General features: G+C 39.3%; 19 protein-coding genes, 1 rRNA gene and 1 riboswitch (1 of these 21 running past the window's edge). Of the genes, 2 read left to right on the top strand and 18 right to left on the bottom strand.

Annotated elements, in window-relative coordinates; translation table 11 throughout:
• The 13 genes from IGJ37_RS01095 to pth form a co-directional block, all read right to left on the bottom strand.
• A 16S ribosomal RNA gene (locus tag IGJ37_RS01095) occupies positions 1 to 693 on the bottom strand; it reaches 868 nt to the left of the window's first position.
• A gap of 653 nt (positions 694 to 1346) precedes the next feature.
• Positions 1347 to 2843, bottom strand: a complete 1497-nt coding sequence (lysS, locus tag IGJ37_RS01090; protein ID WP_002359372.1) for a lysine--tRNA ligase — start codon at positions 2841 to 2843, stop codon at positions 1347 to 1349.
• Positions 2844 to 2936: 93 nt separating this feature from the next.
• A complete protein-coding gene (gene dusB, locus IGJ37_RS01085) occupies positions 2937 to 3935 on the bottom strand; it encodes a tRNA dihydrouridine synthase DusB (protein WP_002396119.1) in 999 nt (332 codons plus the stop codon).
• An 11-nt stretch (positions 3936 to 3946) separates the two neighbouring features.
• A complete protein-coding gene (gene hslO, locus IGJ37_RS01080; protein WP_002359370.1) occupies positions 3947 to 4843 on the bottom strand; it encodes an Hsp33 family molecular chaperone HslO in 897 nt (298 codons plus the stop codon).
• A gap of 161 nt (positions 4844 to 5004) precedes the next feature.
• Positions 5005 to 7161, bottom strand: a complete 2157-nt coding sequence (gene ftsH, locus IGJ37_RS01075) for an ATP-dependent zinc metalloprotease FtsH (protein ID WP_002364513.1) — start codon at positions 7159 to 7161, stop codon at positions 5005 to 5007.
• A gap of 93 nt (positions 7162 to 7254) precedes the next feature.
• A complete protein-coding gene (gene hpt / locus IGJ37_RS01070) occupies positions 7255 to 7800 on the bottom strand; it encodes a hypoxanthine phosphoribosyltransferase (protein ID WP_002356260.1) in 546 nt (181 codons plus the stop codon).
• A gap of 18 nt (positions 7801 to 7818) precedes the next feature.
• On the bottom strand, positions 7819 to 9207 hold the full coding sequence (gene tilS / locus IGJ37_RS01065; protein WP_080265867.1) for a tRNA lysidine(34) synthetase TilS: 1389 nt from the start codon (positions 9205 to 9207) through the stop codon (positions 7819 to 7821).
• Positions 9208 to 9292: 85 nt separating this feature from the next.
• Positions 9293 to 9772 (bottom strand): S1 domain-containing RNA-binding protein, encoded by a 480-nt coding sequence (locus IGJ37_RS01060; RefSeq protein ID WP_002356258.1) that lies wholly within the window; start codon positions 9770 to 9772, stop codon positions 9293 to 9295.
• A gap of 44 nt (positions 9773 to 9816) precedes the next feature.
• Positions 9817 to 10296, bottom strand: coding sequence for an FtsB family cell division protein (locus IGJ37_RS01055; RefSeq protein ID WP_002356257.1), 480 nt, complete (start codon positions 10294 to 10296; stop codon positions 9817 to 9819).
• Between the two features lie 254 nt (positions 10297 to 10550).
• Entirely contained in the window at positions 10551 to 10814 is a 264-nt protein-coding gene (locus IGJ37_RS01050; RefSeq protein WP_002356255.1) for an RNA-binding S4 domain-containing protein, read from the bottom strand.
• A 14-nt stretch (positions 10815 to 10828) separates the two neighbouring features.
• Entirely contained in the window at positions 10829 to 12418 is a 1590-nt protein-coding gene (locus tag IGJ37_RS01045; RefSeq protein ID WP_002364515.1) for a putative polysaccharide biosynthesis protein, read from the bottom strand.
• A 15-nt stretch (positions 12419 to 12433) separates the two neighbouring features.
• Positions 12434 to 15973, bottom strand: coding sequence for a transcription-repair coupling factor (mfd, locus tag IGJ37_RS01040; RefSeq protein ID WP_002379909.1), 3540 nt, complete (start codon positions 15971 to 15973; stop codon positions 12434 to 12436).
• Positions 15974 to 15992: 19 nt separating this feature from the next.
• Complete coding sequence (pth, locus tag IGJ37_RS01035; RefSeq protein WP_002361556.1) at positions 15993 to 16559, bottom strand: aminoacyl-tRNA hydrolase; 567 nt, start codon at positions 16557 to 16559, stop codon at positions 15993 to 15995.
• A 335-nt stretch (positions 16560 to 16894) separates the two neighbouring features.
• On the opposite strand from pth, the gene IGJ37_RS01030 reads away from it, so the two are divergent.
• Positions 16895 to 17878, top strand: a complete 984-nt coding sequence (locus IGJ37_RS01030; RefSeq protein WP_002356251.1) for an L-lactate dehydrogenase — start codon at positions 16895 to 16897, stop codon at positions 17876 to 17878.
• Positions 17879 to 18104: 226 nt separating this feature from the next.
• Here IGJ37_RS01030 and IGJ37_RS01025 read toward each other — a convergent pair whose 3' ends face one another.
• From IGJ37_RS01025 to IGJ37_RS01005, 5 genes are all read right to left on the bottom strand, one after another.
• Positions 18105 to 19595: an aldehyde dehydrogenase family protein gene (locus IGJ37_RS01025; RefSeq protein WP_002361555.1), complete on the bottom strand. Its 1491-nt coding sequence runs from the start codon at positions 19593 to 19595 to the stop codon at positions 18105 to 18107.
• 276 nt (positions 19596 to 19871) lie between these two features.
• On the bottom strand, positions 19872 to 21383 hold the full coding sequence (locus tag IGJ37_RS01020) for a glucosaminidase domain-containing protein (protein WP_002361554.1): 1512 nt from the start codon (positions 21381 to 21383) through the stop codon (positions 19872 to 19874).
• Between the two features lie 227 nt (positions 21384 to 21610).
• Positions 21611 to 22123, bottom strand: coding sequence for a transcription repressor NadR (locus IGJ37_RS01015; protein ID WP_002356248.1), 513 nt, complete (start codon positions 22121 to 22123; stop codon positions 21611 to 21613).
• A 10-nt stretch (positions 22124 to 22133) separates the two neighbouring features.
• A complete protein-coding gene (locus tag IGJ37_RS01010; protein ID WP_002363448.1) occupies positions 22134 to 22979 on the bottom strand; it encodes a chorismate mutase in 846 nt (281 codons plus the stop codon).
• Between the two features lie 4 nt (positions 22980 to 22983).
• Positions 22984 to 23697: an NAD-dependent protein deacylase gene (locus tag IGJ37_RS01005; RefSeq protein WP_002381369.1), complete on the bottom strand. Its 714-nt coding sequence runs from the start codon at positions 23695 to 23697 to the stop codon at positions 22984 to 22986.
• 172 nt (positions 23698 to 23869) lie between these two features.
• Between IGJ37_RS01005 and IGJ37_RS01000 the strand changes: the two genes are divergently transcribed.
• Complete coding sequence (locus IGJ37_RS01000) at positions 23870 to 24166, top strand: hypothetical protein (RefSeq protein WP_002356244.1); 297 nt, start codon at positions 23870 to 23872, stop codon at positions 24164 to 24166.
• 189 nt (positions 24167 to 24355) lie between these two features.
• Positions 24356 to 24530, top strand: a riboswitch (Lysine riboswitch).
• Positions 24531 to 24622: the final 92 nt, after the last annotated feature.

Here is a 24622-nt window from a genome sequence, read left to right as displayed (position 1 = left end):
TCCACTCTCCTCTTCTGCACTCAAGTCTCCCAGTTTCCAATGACCCTCCCCGGTTGAGCCGGGGGCTTTCACATCAGACTTAAGAAACCGCCTGCGCTCGCTTTACGCCCAATAAATCCGGACAACGCTTGCCACCTACGTATTACCGCGGCTGCTGGCACGTAGTTAGCCGTGGCTTTCTGGTTAGATACCGTCAGGGGACGTTCAGTTACTAACGTCCTTGTTCTTCTCTAACAACAGAGTTTTACGATCCGAAAACCTTCTTCACTCACGCGGCGTTGCTCGGTCAGACTTTCGTCCATTGCCGAAGATTCCCTACTGCTGCCTCCCGTAGGAGTCTGGGCCGTGTCTCAGTCCCAGTGTGGCCGATCACCCTCTCAGGTCGGCTATGCATCGTGGCCTTGGTGAGCCGTTACCTCACCAACTAGCTAATGCACCGCGGGTCCATCCATCAGCGACACCCGAAAGCGCCTTTCACTCTTATGCCATGCGGCATAAACTGTTATGCGGTATTAGCACCTGTTTCCAAGTGTTATCCCCCTCTGATGGGTAGGTTACCCACGTGTTACTCACCCGTCCGCCACTCCTCTTTCCAATTGAGTGCAAGCACTCGGGAGGAAAGAAGCGTTCGACTTGCATGTATTAGGCACGCCGCCAGCGTTCGTCCTGAGCCAGGATCAAACTCTCATAATAAAAGTTAGAACAATCTTACGATTGTTAAGCTCAATTTGTTTGCTAGCATATTGCTTGCTTGTTAAAAATGTTTGTTGTCTTGAATTGAATCAAGACGCCCTACACATTTGGTTCGTCTATTCTTTGTTCAGTTTTCAAAGGTCTACGTTACCTCGCAGCAACTTTTATATCATAACAAACTTTCGTTTGAATGTCAAGAACTTTTTTAAAAAAGTTTTTTTAAGTTGTTTTGCTCGGTTGTTGTTGTCTGTTGTGACAACTTCTATATCTTATCATCTCGTTTGTTATTTGTCAACAACTTTTTTGTTGTTTTTTCAAACTTTTTTCGAGAGATTCGAAATCAAGAATTGTTATTTAATTATTGATTTCTGAATCGCTCAGCTGTGTGACTCGCCTTGCGACATGTAATAATATACCAAGATTTCAAGCATTGGTCAATCATTATTTTCACTTTTTTTAAACTTTTTTTCAATACCGATTATTCTTTCTTATCCGATTAGATAAAGTTCGTTTTTTTATCAGATTACCCATTCTTTTTATTACCCATCTTCGATTTTTTTAGAAAAAAAGAATTGGTTTCAATTGTTTTTCTATTCTTTTTTTATTTAATTTTTTGCGAATACAAAAAAAAGATGCCCTTAAGGCATCTTTTTTTATCTCATTGTTGGGAATAGCAAGACATCACGAATTGATTGTGCATCAGTTAATAACATAACTAGTCGATCAATCCCAATACCTAATCCTCCGGTTGGTGGCAAGCCATATTCTAAGGCTTCGATGAAATCTTCATCTACTCCGTGTGCTTCATCATTTCCTTGTTCCCGTTCTTTTTCTTGTTCTTCAAAACGTTCACGTTGGTCAATTGGATCATTTAATTCTGTAAATGCATTAGCAAACTCTTTTCCGATAATAAATAGTTCAAAGCGGTCAGTGAAACGACCATCTTCTGGATTTTTCTTCGCTAATGGTGAAACAGCTACTGGGTGACCATAAATAAATGTTGGTTGTTGCAACGTATCTTCTACAAATGTTTCGAAAAATTCATTAATGATATGACCGACTGTCATGGCATCTGTAATTTCAACATTATGTTCTTTAGCCAACGCACGGGCTTCTTCTATCGTCATCTCTTGCCAAAAATCTACGCCCGTTTGTTCTTTGACCGCATCTACCATGTGTAGACGTTTGAAAGGACTTCCTAAGTCAACCGCTTGACCATCGTACGTGATATCAGTAGTTCCTAAGACTTTTTCCGCAGCATTACGAATAATTCCCTCTGTTAAATCCATCACATCTTGATAATCAGTATAAGCGGTATAAGCTTCTAGCATTGTAAATTCTGGGTTATGAGTGGTATCGATTCCTTCATTACGGAAGACACGACCAATTTCATATACTTTTTCCATGCCACCGACAATTAAACGTTTTAAATGTAACTCTAGGGCAATGCGTAAGTATAAGTCCATATCTAATGCATTATGGTGTGTGATAAATGGACGAGCAGCAGCTCCTCCTGCTTCGTTATGCAAGACAGGCGTTTCTACTTCGACATAGCCATTGCCATCTAGATAACGACGGATTTCGCTAATAATTTGACTGCGTTTCATGAAACGATCAAAGCTTTCTTTGTTACTGATTAAATCCAAATAGCGTTGACGATAGCGTTGCTCCACATTCGTTAATCCATGGTATTTATCTGGCAATGGACGCAAAGCTTTAGTTAATAACGTAATTGTTTGAGCTTTAACAGTAACTTCCCCCGTATTGGTTTTCATTACTTGACCTGTCACACCAAAGAAGTCGCCTAAGTCAGCATGTTTAAATAGTTCATAGGCTTCGTCTCCAACTTGGTCCTTCCGAACATAAATTTGAATTTGGCCTTCACGGTCTTGCAAATGGGCGAAACCAGCTTTTCCTTTACCACGTTTTGTCATCATACGTCCAGCAACGCTGACTTCTGTATTCATTTCACTAAGTTCTTCTTTTGTATGATTATCATATTGTTCATGAAGTTCTGCTGAATTATGAGTGCGATCGAAACGTTTACCGAAAGGATCAATCCCTTCTTCACGTAAAGCTTCCATTTTTTCGCGGCGCACGAGCATTTGATCATTTAAATCCTCTAAATGCGCTTGTTGTTCTTCTGCCACTGTTGTTCCTCCATTCTTGATTTTAACCTATCCTAATAATGCCACAGTAATTCGAAAAAAAGCAAGCCGAATTTTACTTTCGGCTTGAATTTTTTATTCTTCTATAGTAGTTACAGCAACTTTGGAAATCTTCTCTACAAAGGCATCAAGTAAATCGACAACTGCTTGTTGTGTTTCAACTTGGTTAATCGCAACTTTCACTTTAGCTGCTCGCGAGATTCCTTTTAGATAGTAAGAAGCATGTTGGCGAAACTCACGGACCGCAATTTTTTCACCTTTTAAATCCACTAATCGTTGTAAATGAACTTTTGCAATATTGATTTTTTCAGCTGGTGAAGGCTCAGGCATCAATTCGCCCGTTTCCAAGTATTCTTTCGTCCGTTGAATCATCCAAGGATTGCCCAAAGCAGCTCGACCAATCATCACACCATCCGCTCCAACATATTCTAACATGCGTTTAGCATCTTCAGGCGTTTTGACATCGCCATTTCCCATAAAAGGAATGCTTAAATGCTTTTTCACTTCCTTTAAAACGTCCCAGTTGGCTGTCCCTTCGTACATTTGGACACGCGTCCGACCATGCATAGCAATTGCCGAAGCCCCTGCTTGTTCGGCAGCCAAAGCGTTGTCTACAGCATATAGATGATCTTCATCCCAGCCTGTTCGCATTTTTACAGTGACAGGCAAAGAAACTGCTGAAGAGACTGCGTGAACCATCTCATGCACTTTATTCGGATCCAGCAACCATTTCGCACCAGCTTCAGCTTTAATTATTTTATTGACAGGGCAGCCCATGTTAATATCAATAATCGCCGCTTGCGTATTTTCTTCAACAAACTTAGCAGCTTCCACTAATGTTTCCTTATCTCCACCAAAAATTTGTACACTTAAAGGATATTCCCGCTCATCAATATATAGCATTTCTAAGGTTTTTTTGTTTCTTAATTTAATTCCTTTATCACTAATCATTTCACAAACGACTAATCCTGCGCCAAATTCTTTTACAGTCACACGAAAAGCGGCGTTACTAATACCCGCCATCGGAGCTACGACAACACGGTTGGGGATTTCAACGTCTCCAATTTTCCACATAGTCTTTCCTCCTACTTTTGTTTCGTATTGCGAATCGCTTCATCGCGAAGTTCAATTAATTCTTCTTCACTATAGTGATATTTATTGTTACAGAATTGACAAACTGCTTCTGCTCCATGATCTTCATCAATCATCGCATTTAATTCATCGATCCCAACGGCAATCAAAGCGGTCGCAAATTTTTCTTTGGAACAGTCACATTTAAATTGTACAGGCATTTTTTCTAAAATTTCTACTTCGTCTTCTCCCAATAAGCGATACAAGACTTGTTCAGGTGTTTCTCCATTTTCTAGTAATTGTGAAATTGGTGGCACTTCCGCTAGACGCTGTTCAATAAAATCAATGGTACTTTCATCGGCACCTGGCATTACTTGAATCATAAAACCACCGGCTGCTTTCACCGATTCATCCGTGTCCACCAATACACCTAAACCGATAGCTGAAGGAACTTGTTCAGAGACCGCCATAAAATATGTAAAGTCTTCACCGATTTCACCAGAAACAATAGGTGTTTGTCCAGAAAAGGTTTCTTTTAATCCTAAATCTTTAATGACTGTGAAAATTCCTTCGTTACCGACAGCGCCACGTACATCAATTTTACCTGTTGCATTCAACTTTAAGCTGACATGTGGATTTTTAATGTAGCCTTTTGTTTCTCCACGGCCATTACTATCGACAATAATAGCGCCAGCTGGGCCATTTCCTTGTACTTTTACAGTTAATTTATCGTCACCTTTTAAAGTCGCTCCTAGTAAAAGGGCTCCAATCAATGTGCGCCCTAACGCTGCGGTAGAAGAACTCCATGTATCATGTCTTCTTTGCGCTTCGCTAACAGTTTCAGTGGCACTGATGGCATATGCTCGAATTGAACCTTTATAACAAAGGGCTTTTACCAAATAATCTTCCATTCTTTTTCCTCTTCTCTTGGTGCTTTTTTGTCCATTAGTCAGATAATACTAGGAATCAGGTGTTTTTTCAACCAAATAATCTTCCTTCTATAGAATATCTTAATATTATAGAAGGTGCAGTATTCGTCAACTCGACAAATACTGCACCTTCTACTAATTGGTTATTTATAACGATCTTCGTAGTTATTGCGATCATATTCAGAATTGGAATCTGAATCTTTTTTCTCTTCAGATTGGACTTCTTTTTCTGTTTGTTCGCTTTCTACTTTGACTTCTTCTGCTTCATCATGTAATTCTTTTTTCGCTTCTTCAAAGTCTTGCTTTTCTTCAACTTGTTTTTGCGCTTCTTTTTCTTCTAAAGCACGTTTTGCTTCTTCGAATGTTTGCGCTTCTTTTTCACTAGGATAGTCGCTGTCAGTACCTTCAGGCATTTTACCTGTTTCAAATAATGATTTGATTGCTTTTGCATCTAATGTTTCATATTCTAATAGTTTTTCAGCGATTAGTTTATGTTGTTCACGGTGCGCTTCGATAATTTCATGCGCTTTCGTATGAGCATCCATTAAGATACGACGAACTTCCTGATCGATTTCAAACGCCACTTGTTCTGAGTAAGCTTTTGTTTGACCATAATCACGACCGACAAAGACTTGATGGTTTCCTTCATATTGAACAGGTCCTAATTTGTCGCTCATTCCATATTCAGTTACCATGCTACGGGCAATCCCTGTTGCTTGTTCAAAGTCATTTGAAGCCCCTGTTGATTGAACGCCAAAGATAATTTCTTCTGCTGTACGTCCACCAAGTAAGCCAACGATTTGTTCAAACATATCTTCTTTAGTCATTAAGAATTGATCTTCTTTTGGTAAAGCAATCATATAACCGCCTGCGCGACCACGAGGGATAATTGTTACTTTATGGACAACACGGGCACGGCTTAAGACTAAACCAACGATTGTGTGTCCCGCTTCATGGTAAGCCACCATTTCGCGTTCTTTTTTATTAATCACGCGATCTTTTTTAGCTGGACCAGCAATTACGCGGTCTTCGGCTTCATCCACATCAGAAGCATCAATTTTTTTCTTGTTACGACGAGCAGCAACTAAGGCTGCTTCGTTTAAGACATTTTCTAAATCAGCACCAGCAAAACCTGGTGTTTGTTGTGCAACAACTTTCAAATCAACGTCATCAGCTAACGGTTTGTTTTTCGCATGAACACGTAAAATCGCTTCACGACCTTTGACATCTGGACGTCCTACCAAGATTTGGCGGTCAAAACGACCTGGACGTAACAACGCTGGGTCTAACACGTCTGAACGGTTCGTTGCAGCAATTACGATAACTCCTTCATTGCCATCAAAACCATCCATCTCAACTAATAATTGGTTAAGGGTTTGTTCACGTTCGTCGTGTCCGCCACCCATACCAGCACCACGTTGACGACCAACTGCATCGATTTCATCGATAAAGATAATCGCAGGTGCGTTTTTCTTCGCTGTTTCAAATAAATCCCGGACACGGCTAGCACCGACCCCGACAAACATTTCAACGAAATCTGAACCTGAGATTGAGTAAAATGGCACACCTGCTTCACCTGCTACGGCTTTAGCAAGTAACGTTTTACCAGTCCCTGGAGGTCCTTCTAATAGTACGCCCGCAGGAATCCGTGCGCCTAATTCAGCGAAACGACGTGGATCTTTTAAGAATTCCACTACTTCAACTAATTCTTGTTTTTCTTCTTCCGCACCAGCTACATCTGAGAAGCGGACACGGTTAGCTTTTTTATCGGCTTCTTTGGCTTTTGATTTACCGAAGTTCATCACACGGCCACCGCCGCCACCGCCACCGCCTTGTTGGCTCATCATCATGTAGAAGAAGAAGAAAATAATCACTAATGGTAAGAAACTAAACAACAGTGACAACCAAGCACCACTTGTTGATTGTTCTTTGACAACTAGCTTCACCTTGTTATTTTGTGCCGCATCTTGAATGCCAGCTAAGGTTGTATCACTAGGTAAAACGGTTGTTGTGAAGCCTTTTGACGACGCTTGCGTTGAGCCCCACAATGACAGACCACCTGTGTCTTTCACTTCTTGTTTTTCTTTATACTGACCTTCAATCCGGTAAACCCCATTGGTTGGTTGAATGGTCATGTCTTTGACTTTTCCGTCTTCCAATTGTTGTTGGAAGGTTGAGTAATCGATGTCTGGCGATTGTTGGTTGTTATTTCCAAAAATGAAATAGACAACCATGACCATGGCAAGTACTACTAAGACGTAGTATAAACCATTTTTCATGCCATTATTCTTTTTGTTCATGCCTGTCCTCCTTATGCTCATCATTACAATTCATGTTATTCTTTTATCAATCCTGACCTTTACATTGTAACACAATTAATTCCTTGATAGATATTAATTTGATTCGTAAACTTCAGGTTTTAAAACGCCAATATAAGGCAAGTTGCGGTACGTTTCTGCATAGTCTAATCCGTAACCGACCACAAACTCATTGGGCACATCAAACCCTACGTAGTCAGCTTTAATGTCTACTACACGGCCTTCTGGTTTATCTAATAAGGTAACAATTTTCACAGATGCAGCTTTACGGTATCTAAACAAATCTACTAAATACGCTAATGTACGACCACTATCGATGATATCTTCTACGATTAAAATATGTCTACCTTCGACATTTGTGTCTAAGTCTTTGACAATTTTTACTTCGCCTGAAGAAACTGTCGCGTTGCCGTAGCTAGATACATCCATAAAGTCCAATTCTAAATAAGTATTGATTTCACGAGTCAAATCAGCCATAAATGGTACTGCACCTTTTAAAATACCGACCACTAAAGGATTTTTCCCTTGATATTCTTCTGTCAGTTGCTTGCCAAGCTCTGCAGACTTCGCAAGAATTTCTTCTTTGGAGATTAGGACTTTCTCAATATCTTTTTCTATCATAGTGCGCTCCTTTCAGCATTACTCCTTTGTCTTAAAAAGGAGTCTGTAGTGTATTTTATCAGTTTCTAAAGGAATACTCAAATAGGAATTTGCAAATTTTGGTACCCAAATGATTTCCTCTTGCTCATCCGTAATGACCCAAGCACTCTCTCTCGCTTCATTTGGCACTTTTTGATCAATAAAAACTCTGCTTAATTTTTTCGTAAACCCTAGTTTTAATGTAATCCGATCACCACTTTGGCGATGACGAACGGTCAAAGGTGTGGCTGTGGTCAACGGGATTGCCAACAACTGGCCCGCCCATTGATTAATCTCTTCAGGAAGAGGAAACGGTTTGTCTGTCGCAATTAATCCTAGCCACTCGGTTTCCGATAAATAAATCCCCGCACCAGGTACTAATAAATGTGTAACTTCTTCTCGCAGTGCAACCTGTTTTTGTTCTAAGCACAGCCAATCGTAACTTTTAGCTAGTTGCCATTGCTGTTCTAACATAACCGAGCCTTGCGGTTGGCGTTCATCATTCAAAACTTTTAAAATTTGTGTCATCTGGCGTTGGTTTAACGAAACCCCTAATGGCACTAATGTTTTTTGGAAAAACGCGGTTAAAAAGAAGTGCTGGTACGCAGGCGTTTCTTTTAATAATCTCTTCAAAGGAATGCGCCATCCTTGTTTGGTCGGTTCTACGGCTTCAGATAATTGAGGCTCAATTTGTTCTTGAATAAATTCTTGGGCAAAACGTTGTTCATTACTAAAAGAAGCAATCTGATCTAAGAATTGCGGATTTTCCTGCTTTAATAGCGGCAAAACCTGATTACGGAGCCGATTTCTCAAATATTCATTGGTTTGGTTCGTTTCGTCCTCAAAATAAACGAATGCTTGGCGCTGTGCAAATTGATACAATTCTTCTTTTGGATAAATAAGTAACGGACGAATCAATTCCCCTGTCGCAAAAGGACGTCTCTCTTTAATGCCTGCGGAATGGGAAAAATTAGTTCCTCGAATCAGCTTCATTAAAATCGTTTCCGCTTGATCGTCTAGATGATGTGCCGTCATTAAGACCGCCGCACCTTCAATTTCCATGACTTCTTTAAAAAATTCATAACGAAATGTGCGCGCTTTTGCTTCTAAATTTCGTTGCTTTTCAGGGTCTTCCCAACGTGTTTCATAATACGTTAGCTCTCGCTGCTGACAATAGGTAGCGAGATATTGCGCTTCCTGTGCCGACGCTTCTCGCAATTGATGATTGACGTGTGCAACAACCAATTGTAATTGTTCTTTTTCTGCCACCTGTTCCATTAACGTCAAAAGGGCCATGGAGTCTACACCACCAGAAACGGCGACCACGATTGTTTGATGCGGTTGCCAAAATCCTTGTTCTTTTCCTCGTTTATAAAACTGCCAAAACATTGTTCGCCCTTCTTTCTTCCTTAGAATAAAAGAGGAACCGAGAAATAACCCCTTCGTTATCCCCAGTCCCCCTATTTGTTTGTGCTTAGCCGCGACGTCCGCCACGTCCGCCACGTTTGCCTTCAGTATTACGTTTTAATGAAGATAAACGATCATCACTATCTTTCAAGAAAGAGCTCATCAATGAGTCAAAATCTTGTTTATTGTTATTGTTATTTGCTTGTGGTTTATTGAAAGGCTTTTTGCCCCCTGCGCGTGGATTACGGTCACGATTCTCATAATTGTTTTCACGACGTTGAAATTCACGTTTTGGTTGTTGCCCTTCTGCTGGCTCTTGTGCTTTACGGATCGATAAGCCAATTTTGCCGTCGTCACCAACTGAGGTTACTTTCACTGTTACTTCGTCACCTACTGTTAATACATCATGAATATCTTTAACGAATCCATTAGACACTTCACTGATGTGTACTAACCCAGTTTTTCCTTCTCCTAAATCAATAAATGCACCAAAGTTAGTAATCCCTGACACTTTTCCTGGCAATTTAGCTCCTACTTCGATTGACATAAAAAAATTGTTCCTCCTATTTTTTCCCTAATTATAATTGCAGTTTATTCAGCTGAAGACTTAGTTGTTTCAGTTGAAGACTGTGATTGACTATTTTTTTCTGAACTGCTCTTGCTTTCTTCCGCTCCAGAAGTCTGTGTTTTTTTCATTTGTTCTGGTGTGGGATAAATCTGTTCGCCTTCTTTTGAGAGAAGGAAACGGCTACGTGCTAATTTTGCCACATAATCATCATCTTTTAACAAAGCAACGTCTTTTTTTAGATCCTTGACCTTCTTATCAACTGCTACGGATTCAGCAATTGCATCTGCTCGTTCTTGTTTGAAAGCACCTAAGCGATGATAATCTTTCATCAATTGGATGCCAGAAAAGGCAAAAATAATGAAGGCCACGAGAAAAATCGCTGCCAAGCGTCTGCGTCTAAAAATCAATTGTTTCTGTTGTTTTTGGAATTCGACATACTGTTCTTTCGTGTAGTCATTTTCCAATGCCGCAACTTTCTTCGAGTTTTTTTCATTCTTTCCCATCGTCTCGCTCCACTCGCTTTGGATTGTCCGTTTTATTATACCAACATCTAAGAACCTTGTCTAATGTTAATTTCAGAGAAGTTAAAGAAAATCAAGCTTTTTTCTAAAATATTCTTTGCTTTTGAAATAACAGCGGTTGATTTATTAATTTTTTTCAAAAGCGGCGCGTCTGTTTCATTAAAACGCTGAAAGGATGAAGCGCTTGGAATATTCATCTTTTCAATGAACTTGCCAAGCGCTCCATCCTCACCTTCTTATTCTTCAGAGACACGTGTTTCTGATTTTATTTCATACATTTTTGTGGCATCTTCTTTTTTCGTAGAGTCATTTAGTTGCAGGACTTCTACTTCTAAAATTCTGTTCCCAAATTGAATTTTGACAAGGTCACCAATCTTCACAGTACTAGAAGATTTGGCTAAGACTCCGTTGATTTGAATCCGACCTTTATCAGCGACTTCTTTGGCAACTGTTCTTCTTTTAATAATGCGAGAAACTTTTAAAAATTTATCTAACCGCATCACATTCACCTCTTTTATTTTTTTTGTCTCATCCGTAAAATTTTTGCGCCATACGGTAAACTTAACCATTCACGTATCGTAAATAATTCTAACTTAATGATGGTGCTAATAAAAACTGTACCACCCACTGCAACACCTAAAACTGTAACGAAAAACGCTTGACTTCGGTGATGCACACCTTGGAACAAGATGGAGATAATTCCTTGATAGACCAGTAATGACAGCATCATGATTGCTAAACTAAGCAACAGTTTTTTCAAAAAGTTTCGTTCTCGAACAAAACAATTAATCGCTGCATCCGATTGTCGGACTAAAACGAATAACGTCGCTAGTAACCCAAGAATAGTAGACCAACTAGCACCTAATGTTCCCCAACGAATGGTGAAAAAGCCCGTTGTCAGTAATTTCACTAATAAGCCCACACCAGCTGCCACTAAAGGACCTTTAAAACGATTGCGACTTTGTTCAATACTTTGGTAGGCCTGAATAATGGCCATAAAAGCGATGGATAAAACATACACCCCTAAAACATCGTTGCCTTTATAATCTTTAAAAAGCGTAAAGTTCATGTACGGCAATAACATCATCAGACCAATCGAAGCCGCCGATGCCAAGGTTGTGGTAAGACGCAAAAAGATTTTTGCAACTTGTAAAAATTGTTGACGGTCTTTTTTCATAAAATATTTTGTCAAACCTGGTAAAAAGGTCGAGCTTAAAGCTAAAGCAATTACCAATCCTAATTGAACTAGTGGTTGTCCTCTATCATAGACCCCTTTGTCCACTTTCGCAGCTAAATCAGAGAGCCCGAAAAGCATGAGGGCATTTTTTACTTTAAAGGAATCAATTAATTGAAATAGAATCAGAAAAGCACTATATAAAGAGACCAAACCACCCTCAATCATTAAACGTTTAAATAGTCCTGTGGTTTGAGGCATAATCTTCCATTGATGCAAGTATTCCGTACTTCCACTAAGAATTTTTCGATTGTAGTACCATAAGACAAGTACCGCTAAGACACCGCCAGCCAACGCACCACTCATAGCCACCGTCCCCGTTTGGTAAATGGAGCCACCAAAGTAATGATAGGACAACGCAGCTACTAGAATAACCCCGACACGCACAAACTGTTCCATCACCTGTGAAATACCACTAGGCACCATCAACAAATGACCTTGAAAATTCCCACGATAGAAGGAAAGAATTGGAACGAGTAAAAAGGTAAAGGAAACAACTTCCATTAATGGTTGGAGTGCAGCATCCCCCATACTAATAGCAATTTCTTGACTACCAAAGAAAAAGAAGGCCCAACAAGCAATCGCTAACCATAACACATAGGGATATAGTTGGCGCAACACTTGTTTTTGACTCCGAATATCTGGTTGTTCAGCAACAATTTTGGAAATAAATTGCGGTAAGCCTGACAATGCTAATGTCATCGCAATCCCATAGATTGGATAAACTTGCTGATACACGTAAAATCCTTCATCCCCTACAAAGTTCTGAAAAGGAACGCGATAAAACGCACTCAACACTTTTGCAATGAAGGAAGCAATGGTTAACACAACGGCACCTTGCATCATTCGTTGCATTTCTTTTTGTGCCATCTTCTAGGCCTCCTTTTAAAGGGAATCCGTTTCTTGCGAATGTTTGTATTTTTCTTGTCGCAATGCGGTTGTAAAAGCAGCAATTTCTTGAATCCAAACAGCTTCTTTACAATCTTTCGGCAACTTCAAGGAAATAGTCATTTGTTCTTTCTCAACTGCTAGATCCGCTTTTAAGCTGGTTGCCGATAACGCTTCAAACAACTGCTCCACAGAGTATGTTTTTGTGCCAATTTTACTTAACACAAACTTGACTTTTTGATCGCGTTTACGAATACTTTCTAACAAGGCACGGTCGCCATCCATTTTGATACGGCCAGTGGTTAATAAATGCGCCACTTCGTCAGGATACTCTCCAAAGCGGTCTAACAAGTCCGCTTCTAATTCTTCGTACATATCCATATTTTCTAATTGACGAATCCGTTTATAAATTTCAATTTTTTGTCGTTCGTCTGTAATGTACGTTCCTGGAATATAAGCATCAATGCCCAAATCAATTTCAACAGACGTTTTTTGGTCTTGGATATTTTTTCCTTGTTTACGAGCAACTGCCTCAGATAACATCTGTGAGTACATATCAAACCCAACCGAATCAATGAAGCCATGTTGTTGGGCACCAAGAAGGTTTCCGGCCCCTCGAATGGAAAGGTCACGCATCGCAATTTTGAACCCAGAACCTAATTCCGTAAAGTCTTTAATTGCTTCTAAACGTTTCTCACTAACTTCGTTTAGGATTTTTTGCTGTTCGTACATAAAATAAGCATAGGCCACTCGATTGCTACGCCCCACACGACCACGTAATTGATACAACGTAGATAAGCCCATGTAGTCCGCATTTTCTACAAACAAGGTATTAGCATTAGGAATATCTACTCCTGTTTCAATAATTGTTGTAGTGACTAATATATCATATTGTCCTTCAATAAAATCAAACAAAGTATTCTCCAGTTGTACTTCTGTCATTTGACCATGTGCATACGCAATTCGTGCATCTGGAACTAGTGCTTGTAACTCTTCAACTTTTCGTTCAATCGTATCTACTCGATTGTATAAATAAAAGACTTGACCATCTCGGGCCATTTCTCGCTCAATCGCTTCCCGAATCGCCCCAGGATTATTTTCCATGACATACGTTTGGATTGGATAACGATTCTCTGGTGGGGTTTCGATGACGGATAAATCACGGACACCTAACATCGACATATGAAGGGTCCTTGGGATTGGCGTTGCTGTTAACGTCAAGACATCCACTTGTGAACGCAATTGTTTTAGTCGTTCTTTATGTTTCACTCCAAACCGTTGTTCCTCATCAATAATCAACAAGCCTAAATCACTAAAATTAATATCTTGCGACAATAAACGATGGGTACCAATCACAATATCTACTTGGCCATGTTTAATTTTTTCAATTGTTTCATTTTGCTGTTTTTTCGTGCGGAAACGACTTAATAAACCAATTTCTACAGGAAAGCCCTCAAACCGCTCTTGAATCGTTTCGTAATGTTGTTGCGCTAAAATAGTTGTTGGCACTAAAAAGGCAACCTGTTTATTGTTGCTAACAGCTTTGAAAGCCGCTCGTAAAGCCACTTCTGTTTTACCAAACCCTACATCGCCAACTAACAAACGATCCATTGGTCGAGATTTTTCCATGTCGTGTTTAATTTCGGCAGCACTACGTAATTGATCATCTGTTTCAGAATACGGAAAAGCCTCTTCAAATTCTTTTTGATACGCATCATCTGGCGGAAAAGCATAGCCTTTTTCCGATTCTCTTGTCGCATAAAGTAAGATTAAATCATCCGCGATATCTTCAATTTTCGAAGCAACTTTTCGTTTGGTTTTTGTCCATTCACTGCCGCCTAGCTTGTTAATTTTCGGCGTTTTAGACTCGGAAGCAACGAACTTTTGAATCAAGTTCAATTGTGTTACTGGAATAAATAACTTGTCATCATTTTGGTACAAGATAGTCATGTAATCTTGATGGACCCCATCAACTTCTAAGGTTTCCATACCAATATATTTACCAATCCCGTGATTCGCATGAACGACATAATCGCCCGTTTTTAAGTCGCTATAACTTTTCAAACGTTCCGCATTAGAGATTGTTTGACGACGTGCCCGTTTTTTGGTCGTTGTATGAAAAATTTCTTTTTCCGTAATCGCCACGAGCTTGTTTTTAGGTAATTCAAACCCTGTTTGTAATGCCCCTTGGACAATTTGGACATGCCCATCTAACAACTGATCCCAATTGCTTACTACGCTAGGTATGTCAAAGTCCTGAAATAGCTCTTCGACTTTTTGAATCCGTTCTTTCGTAGGAACAAAAACAACGACCGTTTGGTTTTGCTTTTGCCAACGGTCCACTTCCGCTTTTAGCAACGGCATTTGACCGAAGAATTGTTGCATTGAACGATATTGGAAATTATGGACTTCTTGGAAACGAAGATTCCCCATTCCTTTTTGAAAAAGTGAAAAGAAGGTCGTATTTCGTGCAGTTTTTCGCAATTGATCATGAAAGTCTACGCCAAAAGTTTGTTCAGAAAACACGCGCATTTCTTCAATTTTCAGGGTTTGCCATTCCGCTTCCTCTCTAGCGATTTCTCGCTCCGTTTCCATCATACGAGAATAATCATCCACAAAAAGCAAACTATTTTCTGGTAAATAATCTAACAGCGTAGTTTTTTGTTGGTACAGAAAATCTGTATAATAGTGAGCATTTTCTGTAGGAATCCCTTGTTCCCAAGAAGACAGCAACTGACCAAAATATTCTTCTAAAAAATCGGTCTCCGTTTGATCTTTAGCTGTCGCTAAACGTTTTTCTAGAGCATCTTGTAACCTCATCATGCCATGATTCATATCTGCCTTTGAGAATACTAAATCAGTCATTGGTGAAATCGTTACTTCTTCAAGATTTTCTAATGAACGTTGGGTATCTGCTTCGAAATAACGGATGGAGTCAATTTCAACATCAAACAGTTCCACCCGAACAGGGTATTCGGCATTTAGCGGATAGACATCAATAATGCTTCCGCGAATACTAAATTCGCCAGGCTTCCCGACCATCGATTGGCGTTCATAGCCCATTAACACTAAGCGTTGCGCGAGGATTTCAGGTTCTACTTCCGTCCCGATTTCCCAATGAAGTTGCGCATTTTGCCACGTTTCTTTCGTTGGCAAATATTTTCGTAGTCCAGCTACTGGTACGACCACGATTCCTGCATTCGCTGTCATCAGGAAATTTAACGCACTCACTCGATCTGCGCGCGCTTCTGGTGAAGAAAAGGCCATTTCGGCGGATAACACTTCATCTACTGGAAATAGATGAACTTGTTCTGAAGGTAAAATATTTAAAAAATCATCTACTAATTGATTGGCATAGTATAGGTTTGGGACCGCAATAACAATTTTTTGATGCGTCTTTTGTAAAGCGCCTGCCATCAGTAATGTTTTAGCAGAGCCTGATAACCCAGTAATTAGTTGGCGCGTTCCTGTTGTCATTAGTTGACTGCGCCATGATTTAGCAATTTCTGTTTGGCTAATTCGTTCGATAATATTCAAACAAGGGCCCTCCTTTCTGCTATTTTCCATTAAATTGATTCATTGTTTCAACAAACGTATGTCCTTCGCATGCATATAAAGCGGCATCGGCTGCTTTCTTTACAGCAAGTAACATCTCTTCGTGTGTTTCTTTGGGAAAAGTACTTAGTACATGGTGGATAACTGTATCATTTTTTGAGGGCCGACCAATGCCAATTTTAATTCTAGGAAAGACATTAGTTCCTAAATGGGCAATCAGACTTTTTATCCCATTGTGGCCGCCAGCACTACCTTTTTGCCGTAAACGAATTTTACCGACCTCTAAGTCTAAGTCATCATAAATAACAATCAAGTCTTCCTCATCTACCCCAAAGTAGGTCAACAGCGGCCCAACAGAGCGACCTGATTCATTCATAAATGTTAATGGTTTCACTAACAATACTTTCTCAGTCCCTATAAAAAACTCTGCAATATCTGCTTCAAAATTACTATTATTAAACGAAACATTTTGCCGATACGCAATTTCATCTAGCGTAATAAAGCCAATGTTGTGTTTTGTTTCTTTGTATTTACTACCGGGATTTCCCAGTCCTACGATTACTTTCATCTTTCATTCTCCTTGGATTATAAGCTTGCCAACACAAAATGGCTGGGAAGCGTATGCGCTACCCAGTTTTATTCATTATACCATAGAAATAAAAAAACTCGCAGTCTTTGAAGATTAAGAAAGATGTAAAAAAATTTTTTAGAAATTTAAATATGCGTAAGATAGTGAAATTACGCACATGTAAGAGCTACCATTTTGAAACAGGTCTGAAAACTGTATCATTTTTACAATCAAAGTTCGTGACATTTTTTACAAACCATGTTACTATCACTTTAGCAACAGGAAATAAAAACTCGTTGCTCATGAAAAAGAATGTAGAGGAAGGAATGGTACACATGACTGCAGCCGCAGGGAATAAAGATCACCAAAAAGTAATTTTAGTCGGGGACGGTGCCGTAGGTTCTAGCTATGCCTTTGCTTTAGTAACTCAGAATATTGCTCAAGAAGTTGGGATTATTGATATTAATGTACCAAAAACTGAAGGAGACGCGTTGGACTTATCTCACGCATTAGCATTTACTTCTCCTAAAAAAATCTATGCTGCTACTTATGACGATTGCCATGATGCAGACTTAGTTGTCTTAACAGCTGGTGCGCCTCAAAAACCAGGCGAAACTCGTTTAGACTTAGTTCATAAAAACTTGAAAATTAATAAAGAAATCGTTACAACAATTGTTGATTCTGGTTTCAACGGTATCTTCTTAGTTGCCGCAAACCCAGTTGATATTTTGACTTATTCAACTTGGAAATTCTCTGGCTTCCCGAAAGAACGAGTAATCGGTTCAGGAACTTCACTAGATTCTGCTCGTTTCCGTCAAGCAATTGCCGAATTAGTTGATGTTGATGCACGAAATGTCCATGCCTACATCTTAGGGGAACACGGAGATACAGAATTCCCAGTTTGGTCACATGCGAATGTCGCTGGCTTACAAATTTACGAATGGGTGAAAAATAATCCTGACGTCGATGAAGAAGCAATGGTTAATTTATTCTTCAACGTACGCGACGCTGCTTACACAATCATCGAGAAAAAAGGAGCTACTTTCTATGGAATCGCGGTTGCACTAGCGCGTATCACTAAAGCTATCCTAAACGATGAAAACTCTGTGTTACCACTATCTGTTTATTTAGAAGGTGAATATGGTCAAAACGATATTTATATCGGTGCACCAGCGATCATCAACCGCCAAGGCGTTAAACAAGTCATTGAAATTCCATTAACAGATGCTGAACAAGAAAAAATGGAAGCTTCTGCTTCTGCATTAAAAGAAGTTATTGAAACAGCTTTTGCTAAATTTGAAGCAGAAGAAGCAAAATAACTCCTTCTACAATAGTCAAAAATTAAAAACAACCAAGAGTGAACACTATTGTTACTCCGCTTTAAAGCCTGGTACAAAAATCCAAAGTGATTTTTGTACCAGGCTTTACTTTTAATCTGTTTTACTTTACTCATCACTCAACTTTTTAAAAAAATTATTGTTTTGTTTAGCTCGAAAAATAACAATAACCAAAAATAAGTTTGTTATCTAAAATTCACTACACTACTTAATACAGTCCATCTGCTTCTTCTTTTGTCACAATGTAAATATTTTTCATTTGCGTATAAGCATCTAGCATTGATTTATGCGTTTCTCGACCAATTCCTGATTTTTTATAACCGCCAAATGGCGCGCCCGCAGGCAATTGATTGTATGTGTTGACCCACATCCGACCTGTCCGTACACCACGAGCAACCCGTAATGCCACATTGATATCTTGAGAAAAGACGGCACCACCTAGACCATATTCAGAATCATTAGCTAAACGAATGACTTCTTCTTCCGTTTCAAATTTAATCACTGTTGCAACAGGACCAAAGATTTCTTCTTGGGCCACACACATTGTATTCGTACCATTCGCTAATAACGTAGGTGCTAAAAACGCCCCCTTGTCTAGCCCATTTTCTGTTAAACGTTGCCCACCAGTAATCAGCGTAGCTCCTTCCTTCACACCAATTTCGACATATTTTAAAATTTCTTCCAATTGATGCTCATTGATCTGAGCGCCCATTTCAACATCTTTTTCCCACGGGAAACCAACGTTCACTTGTTCAAACTTTTCCTTTAAAGCTTCTACAAATTGATCATAAATACCTGACTGAACGAACACACGAGACCCAGCACAACAAACTTGCCCTTGATTGAATAAAATCCCTAACTGCACGCCTTCTAATGCACGTTCCCAATTGGCATCTTCAAAAATAATGTTGGCTGATTTTCCGCCAAGTTCTAAAGTGGCTGGAATTAGGCGGTCGGCCGCCGCTTTAGCGACAGTGTACCCCACCTCTGTTGAACCTGTAAAAGCTAGCTTATCAAACCCTGGATGTGCCAACATATAATTTCCTGAATCAGAACCACGACCGGTGATTAAATTCACTACTCCTTTCGGCAAGACTTGATCAAAAATTTTAAACAATTCCAACAGACTTAATGATGTGCTCGAGGACGGATGAATCACAACCGTGTTACCTGCTGCCAACGCTGGTGCTAATTTCCAAGCACCCATTAATAAGGGGAAATTCCACGGAATAATTTGACCCACAACACCGATGGGTTCTTTCACAACAATGGATAACGTATCCTTATCAAATTCTTTGACAGATCCTTCTTCTCCACGAATCACACTAGCAAAATACCGAAAATGGTCTGCACTGGCAGGGACATCAATCGATTGCGTTTCCCGAAGCGGTTTTCCATTATCTAAAGTCTCCACCATAGCCAAATGTTCTTGATTTTCTTCAATCAAATCAGCAATTTTCAATAAAAGATTGCTTCTTGTTACAACGTCAACATCTTTCCATGTCTGAAACGCTTCTTGAGCTGCTTCTACAGCTCGATCCACATCTGCATTTGTGGCATCTACAAATTCTGCTAATTTTTCACCATTACTAGGATTGTAACTAGCAATCATTTTGTTACCACTACCTGTTGTCCACTCTCCATTAATATACAATTGATAGCTACTGGCAACTACTTGATTTATTTCTTTTTTACTCATTTACCCACCTCTTTTTTTATTTTTGTATCCGCTTACAATTATAAGACATCTTCCACCTAAAAGTAAATAATTCTACCTAAAAAAAATATAGCTATCAGCGACTGTTGCTAACTCATCCCGACCTGAATCCTCCTGGCAATAACTGAATGTATTAAACTTTATTGGAGAGAACTTTTGCCACAAAAAAAGCTAGTACTGAAGAATTAAAATTGCTTCTTCAGTGCTAGCTTTGATTTTTCCAACTCATCCGTTCTTATTGACAAAGAGCTGATTTTTTTATTTATCTTTTGGAACGATATAGTTCATCAAATGTGTTTCATCGGCTGAGATTGTACGTGTCGAAACAACGTTTAATCCCTTCACGTTCATTTCAGAAATTAAGATGCTACCATCTTTAAAGACTTTTTCCACAAATGCGACATGACCATAAGTATTGTCTGCGCCTAAAACGCCAGCTGGGAAGGAAACCGCTGCGCCTGCTTTTGGTGTACGACTTACTTTGTACCCGCGTGCACGACCTGTTTCGCCCCAATCTTGACCATTCCCCATTGTTAAGTCCACACGTTTACCTAATTGCGTAATACGGTTGTAGACATATTGTGTACAGTTGCCCCAAGCATAACTATTAAAGGTGTCATAGTTTTTGCCATTATAGGCTGGGAAATTTGATTCCATTGGTTCAACGGTTGCTTTTTCTTTATCATAATAAGTTAAATCGTATGTTTTAATTAACGCATTTAATTTCTTATGGTAATCTTTGTCCGTTGCGTATTTTCCTGTTAGGAAACGTGTCGCTTCTTTGTATGATTTGGCTTCCGTTTTCCAGACACCATGATAGAAATCTTTATTGGAATCTAAACCATTTTTCAATAATTTCGCATAATCTTCCATTGATTCTTTATACGTTGGATATTGACGGAATTTTGCTTCTACTGTGTATAGGTTACCGAAACCATTGTCTTCATAGGTAATAAAAGAAACAGATTGACCTTTGTAATCGCCTTTAATACCAAACAAATTGTAGTTTGGTTTCTGGCTTAATTTACTATTGCCGCTGCCACTTTCTAAAATTGCTTGAGCAATCATCACACTAGCATATAAGTTTTTGTCCTTGGCCACTTTCCGAGCAGATTCACCGATTTCTTGAATAAACTCTTCTGTCTTCTTCGTTTTGCTGACCGTAAACGTCTCATCGTCTTCCACTAACCCAACCGTTGCATTTGTAACTGGTGGGACTATTTCGGGCTGCGGTGTTGACGCTGCTGGTTGTTCTACTGGCTTTTCAGCTGGCGCTGTTGGTGTCACTGGTTTCGCCGGCTGTTTTGATTCAGAAGTACTCGTACCAGGTTTTGGCTGTTCTTTAGAAGAACTTGGTGTGGTCGTCGGCGTGGTACTTGATTCAGTTGTACTTGTTGACGTAGAATCTGTGGTTGACTCTGTTGTACTCGTTGAGGTGGAGTCAGTAGTCGATTCTGTCGTACTTGTGGATGTTGAATCCGTTGTGGAATCTGTCGTTTCGGTTCCTGACGTTTCCGTGGACTCCGTGGTTGTAGATTCACTTGATTCGGTTGAACTTTCTGTTTCAGTTGTTGATTCTTCTGTCGCTTCTGTTGTTTCACTAGTCGCTGTCGTTTCAGTGTCTTCAGCAGTTGTTGCTTCTGCGGTTGTTTCTGCAACAGAACTATTTTCAGCTACCAAGTTATTACCTTCTGCAAATGCACCTACTGGCATTGATGAACCTAAAAGTAATAAGGTAGAGAACAGGGCAAATTGTTTTTTCATACTCATTCTCCTTTTTTATTTTTCTCCATTTATTTTTATGTACCAACATAATAATTGACATAGTTATTGTTTAAATGGCTCCTTTTTTAATAGTATACTGTTTCATAAAAAATTTCTAGCAAAAAGTTAAAAAAATAGAAGAAAATTCACAAATTCTTCTATCTTTTTTTGGTAATTTTCTAAGAAAAAAAAGAAAGGGCTTGAACAAACATCAATGTCCTCTCTTTTTCTCGTTATCCTTCAAACAAAATACTTTTTTTTCGAAGCGCCTCTTTGATTTCTTGGAAAGTTTCTTCGTCTGCACAGCGAATAGTATGCAGATGGACGCCTCCTGTTAAAACTGATAGTAATGTAGCATGCTCTTTTTGATACTTGTCCATAAATTTATCAATATCTTTCTCTGATTGAATACGCAAACTGCCGATTAATTCCCCATAAAGCGGATGTGCAATACTCACATCTACCACTTCTCCACCTTTGGCAACAATGACTGACAATTCTTCTCTCGTTTGTTCAGGTGTATGTTGACAAGCAATTTTCCGTTCAATTCCTTCTAAAGGTTGTTCCAGCATATACCCTCGAGCTGTTGCGACAATTTCGACCCCTGTCGCCCGTAATAGAGCGACATCTCCTACAATAATTTGTCTGCTGACATCAAAAGCTTTTGCAAAACGAGTGGCACTAATTGGCTTTTCGGTCTCTCTTAATCTTTTAACAATCTCTCTTCTTCTGATTTCTCCATCCACGACCTTCGCCTCACTCTCCTAAATGTTTTTCTTGGAAACGTTTAGAGGCGTCCATAATTCCCTGGAAAGTCTCAGATAATGTTTCTTCATACTCGGCATTTTCAACATGATTCAGAATAGTTTCTAATACTTGTTGTTCTCTTTCAGAATCAAAAACCGCATGACCTGCTTTCTTTTTCACTGCAGCAATCTCTGCGACGACGTCCATCCGCTGTTCTAATAAACGGACCAGTTCCTTATCGATTTGGTTAATCTTTGCTCGTTGTTGTTCTAAAGAAGTTGTTGGGGCGTCATCTTCAGTCAATTCTTTAATTATCCGTGCTGGATTACCTGCGATCACACAGTTTTCTGGAAACGATTTGGTCACAACAGCACCTGCTGCCACCACTACATTATCGCCTAATGTTACGCCAGGAAGGACAATCGCTCCACCGCCAATCCAAACATTGTTGCCAATGATAATTCGTTTCCCTGATTCCATTCCGCTATTACGCTTGGCCGCTTGTAATGGATGCTCGGCTGTATAAAGTTGCACATTGGGTCCAAACATACAGTTATCGCCAATTTCGATTGGACAAACATCTAAAAAAACGTTATTAAAATTGGCATAGAAATTTTTTCCCACAGAAATGTTGTAGCCATAATCAAATTGAATCATCGGTTCGATGTACGTCCCGACACCCACTTTTCCAAACGTTTCTTCTATTAATTGACGACGAATATAAGTGTCTGGTTGTTGGTTAATTAACGCCATTTGTTCACGGGCTTTTTTGCGATCAGCCACTAATTCAGGATCTGAGGCAAAATATAGTGCACCTGCGATCATTTTTTCTTTTTCTGATTTAAATTCTTCCATTCCGTTACTCCTTTATCGTTAATTCTGCAAATATCGTTTCGGCTTTCGCTTCTAAAAAATAATAAGGTTGTTGTAAAAATAGCGGCGTTTGATTAATGGCTAAAATAGTTGCCGTTGGTTGTTTATAATGAATCAAATCGCAAAATGGATGCACTTGAAAACTCGTGCCGACAATCACGATTAAGTCGGCAGAAGCAACGGCCTGAATGGCTTTTTCAATTGCCTCTTCGGATAGTCCTTCTTCATACAAAGTAATAGCTGGACGGATTTGTCCATGACAATCAGCGTGCCGATCACTAAGCAAATAGTCTTGCCAAGGAACCGTTGCACCACAAGTTTGGCAATAACATTCATATAAATTACCATGAAAGTCCACCACTTCTTGGCTACCTGCTTTTCGATGAAGCCCATCAATATTTTGTGAAACAATTTTTCCCCGTTTCATTTGCTCTAATTGGGCCATTTTCTGGTGAATGATATTAGGTTGTGCGTCTGGATGATAGAGCGTTTTAACGAATTGATAAAACTTTTCTGGCTCTGTTTTTAAGCAAGTCCGGCTCAATAAGTATTCCGGTTGCTGGATTCCTTGATAGACACCTTTTAAGGAACGATAATCTGGCACACCTGAGGCTGTCGAGATACCCGCACCTGTTAAAAATGTGATTTTTTGTTGGGTTGCCAACCAATGAATTGCCTCGGCTTGCGTGATATCTTGCATATCGATTCAGCTCCTAATCTTCTATATTATAACGTATTTTAACATTAGCACCAAAAGTTTTTCCACTTTTTGAAAACTTCTTACCTATATATTGATTTATCTTGAAAGAGTTTGTGACAAATTTCTCAACTCGTGGTAAAATATGCATGAGTAAAAGTGAGGTGAAACAACAATGGTCGCATTTATTATTTATTGGGCTGCAATTATTGCCTGCATCGCTTGGGGCGTTTTAAGCATTTGGTTCTCTGTTTTTTATCTTTCTCGTAAAGAAAACGGAAATCTTTGGGCTTTTGCGTTCTTCAACGTTATCGCTATTATCGCCTTAGCAATTGTTTTATTAGTTTACAAAACTTGGGATTTCGGTATCTTAACTTACTCAAGTCTAATTTATACAATTTTAGCTTCTTTAGGTGTATTGACTGTTCTTCAAGCTATTTTAGGTCGTGAACCAAAAGCTGTCAAAGCTTAAGTAAAAAGCAACTGTTCCTTTAGGAATGGTTGCTTTTTTCGTATTAGTTTCTATTTCGTAGGGAAAATGTTACGCTAATTTCATGGTGTTTGTGTCCTCTTGATAAATTCCTTTGCTGGAACATATTGACTTTCTTCTGGATTTATCCTAAAATTAATAACTGAATTTAATAACTGAATAGTGCCTCAAAAAAGAGGTAGAGGTCGCGGTTTTTATTACGCTTGTGGAGTGAGAGGACACTGGGAAGCAAGTTTAGGATCAATCGCCGAAATGCATAACGGAGCCTCTTCTGTTGTGTGTTGGGACGTAAGTTAAGAGCTTGCGGACTGTCTTAGTAGTGATGCTAAGTTGTGCTATGTTTCGTTGAGGAATTTTTTTCGACATTACCTAGCAACCTTACATCTGTTTGGTTGTTTTTTTGTATTCAAAAATAGGTTGTGACAGAAGTATTCTCCT

It is taken from the genome of Enterococcus sp. AZ104 (assembly GCF_050546705.1).
Classification (GTDB): domain Bacteria; phylum Bacillota; class Bacilli; order Lactobacillales; family Enterococcaceae; genus Enterococcus; species Enterococcus faecalis.
This window is presented reverse-complemented; position numbering and strand designations above follow the sequence as displayed.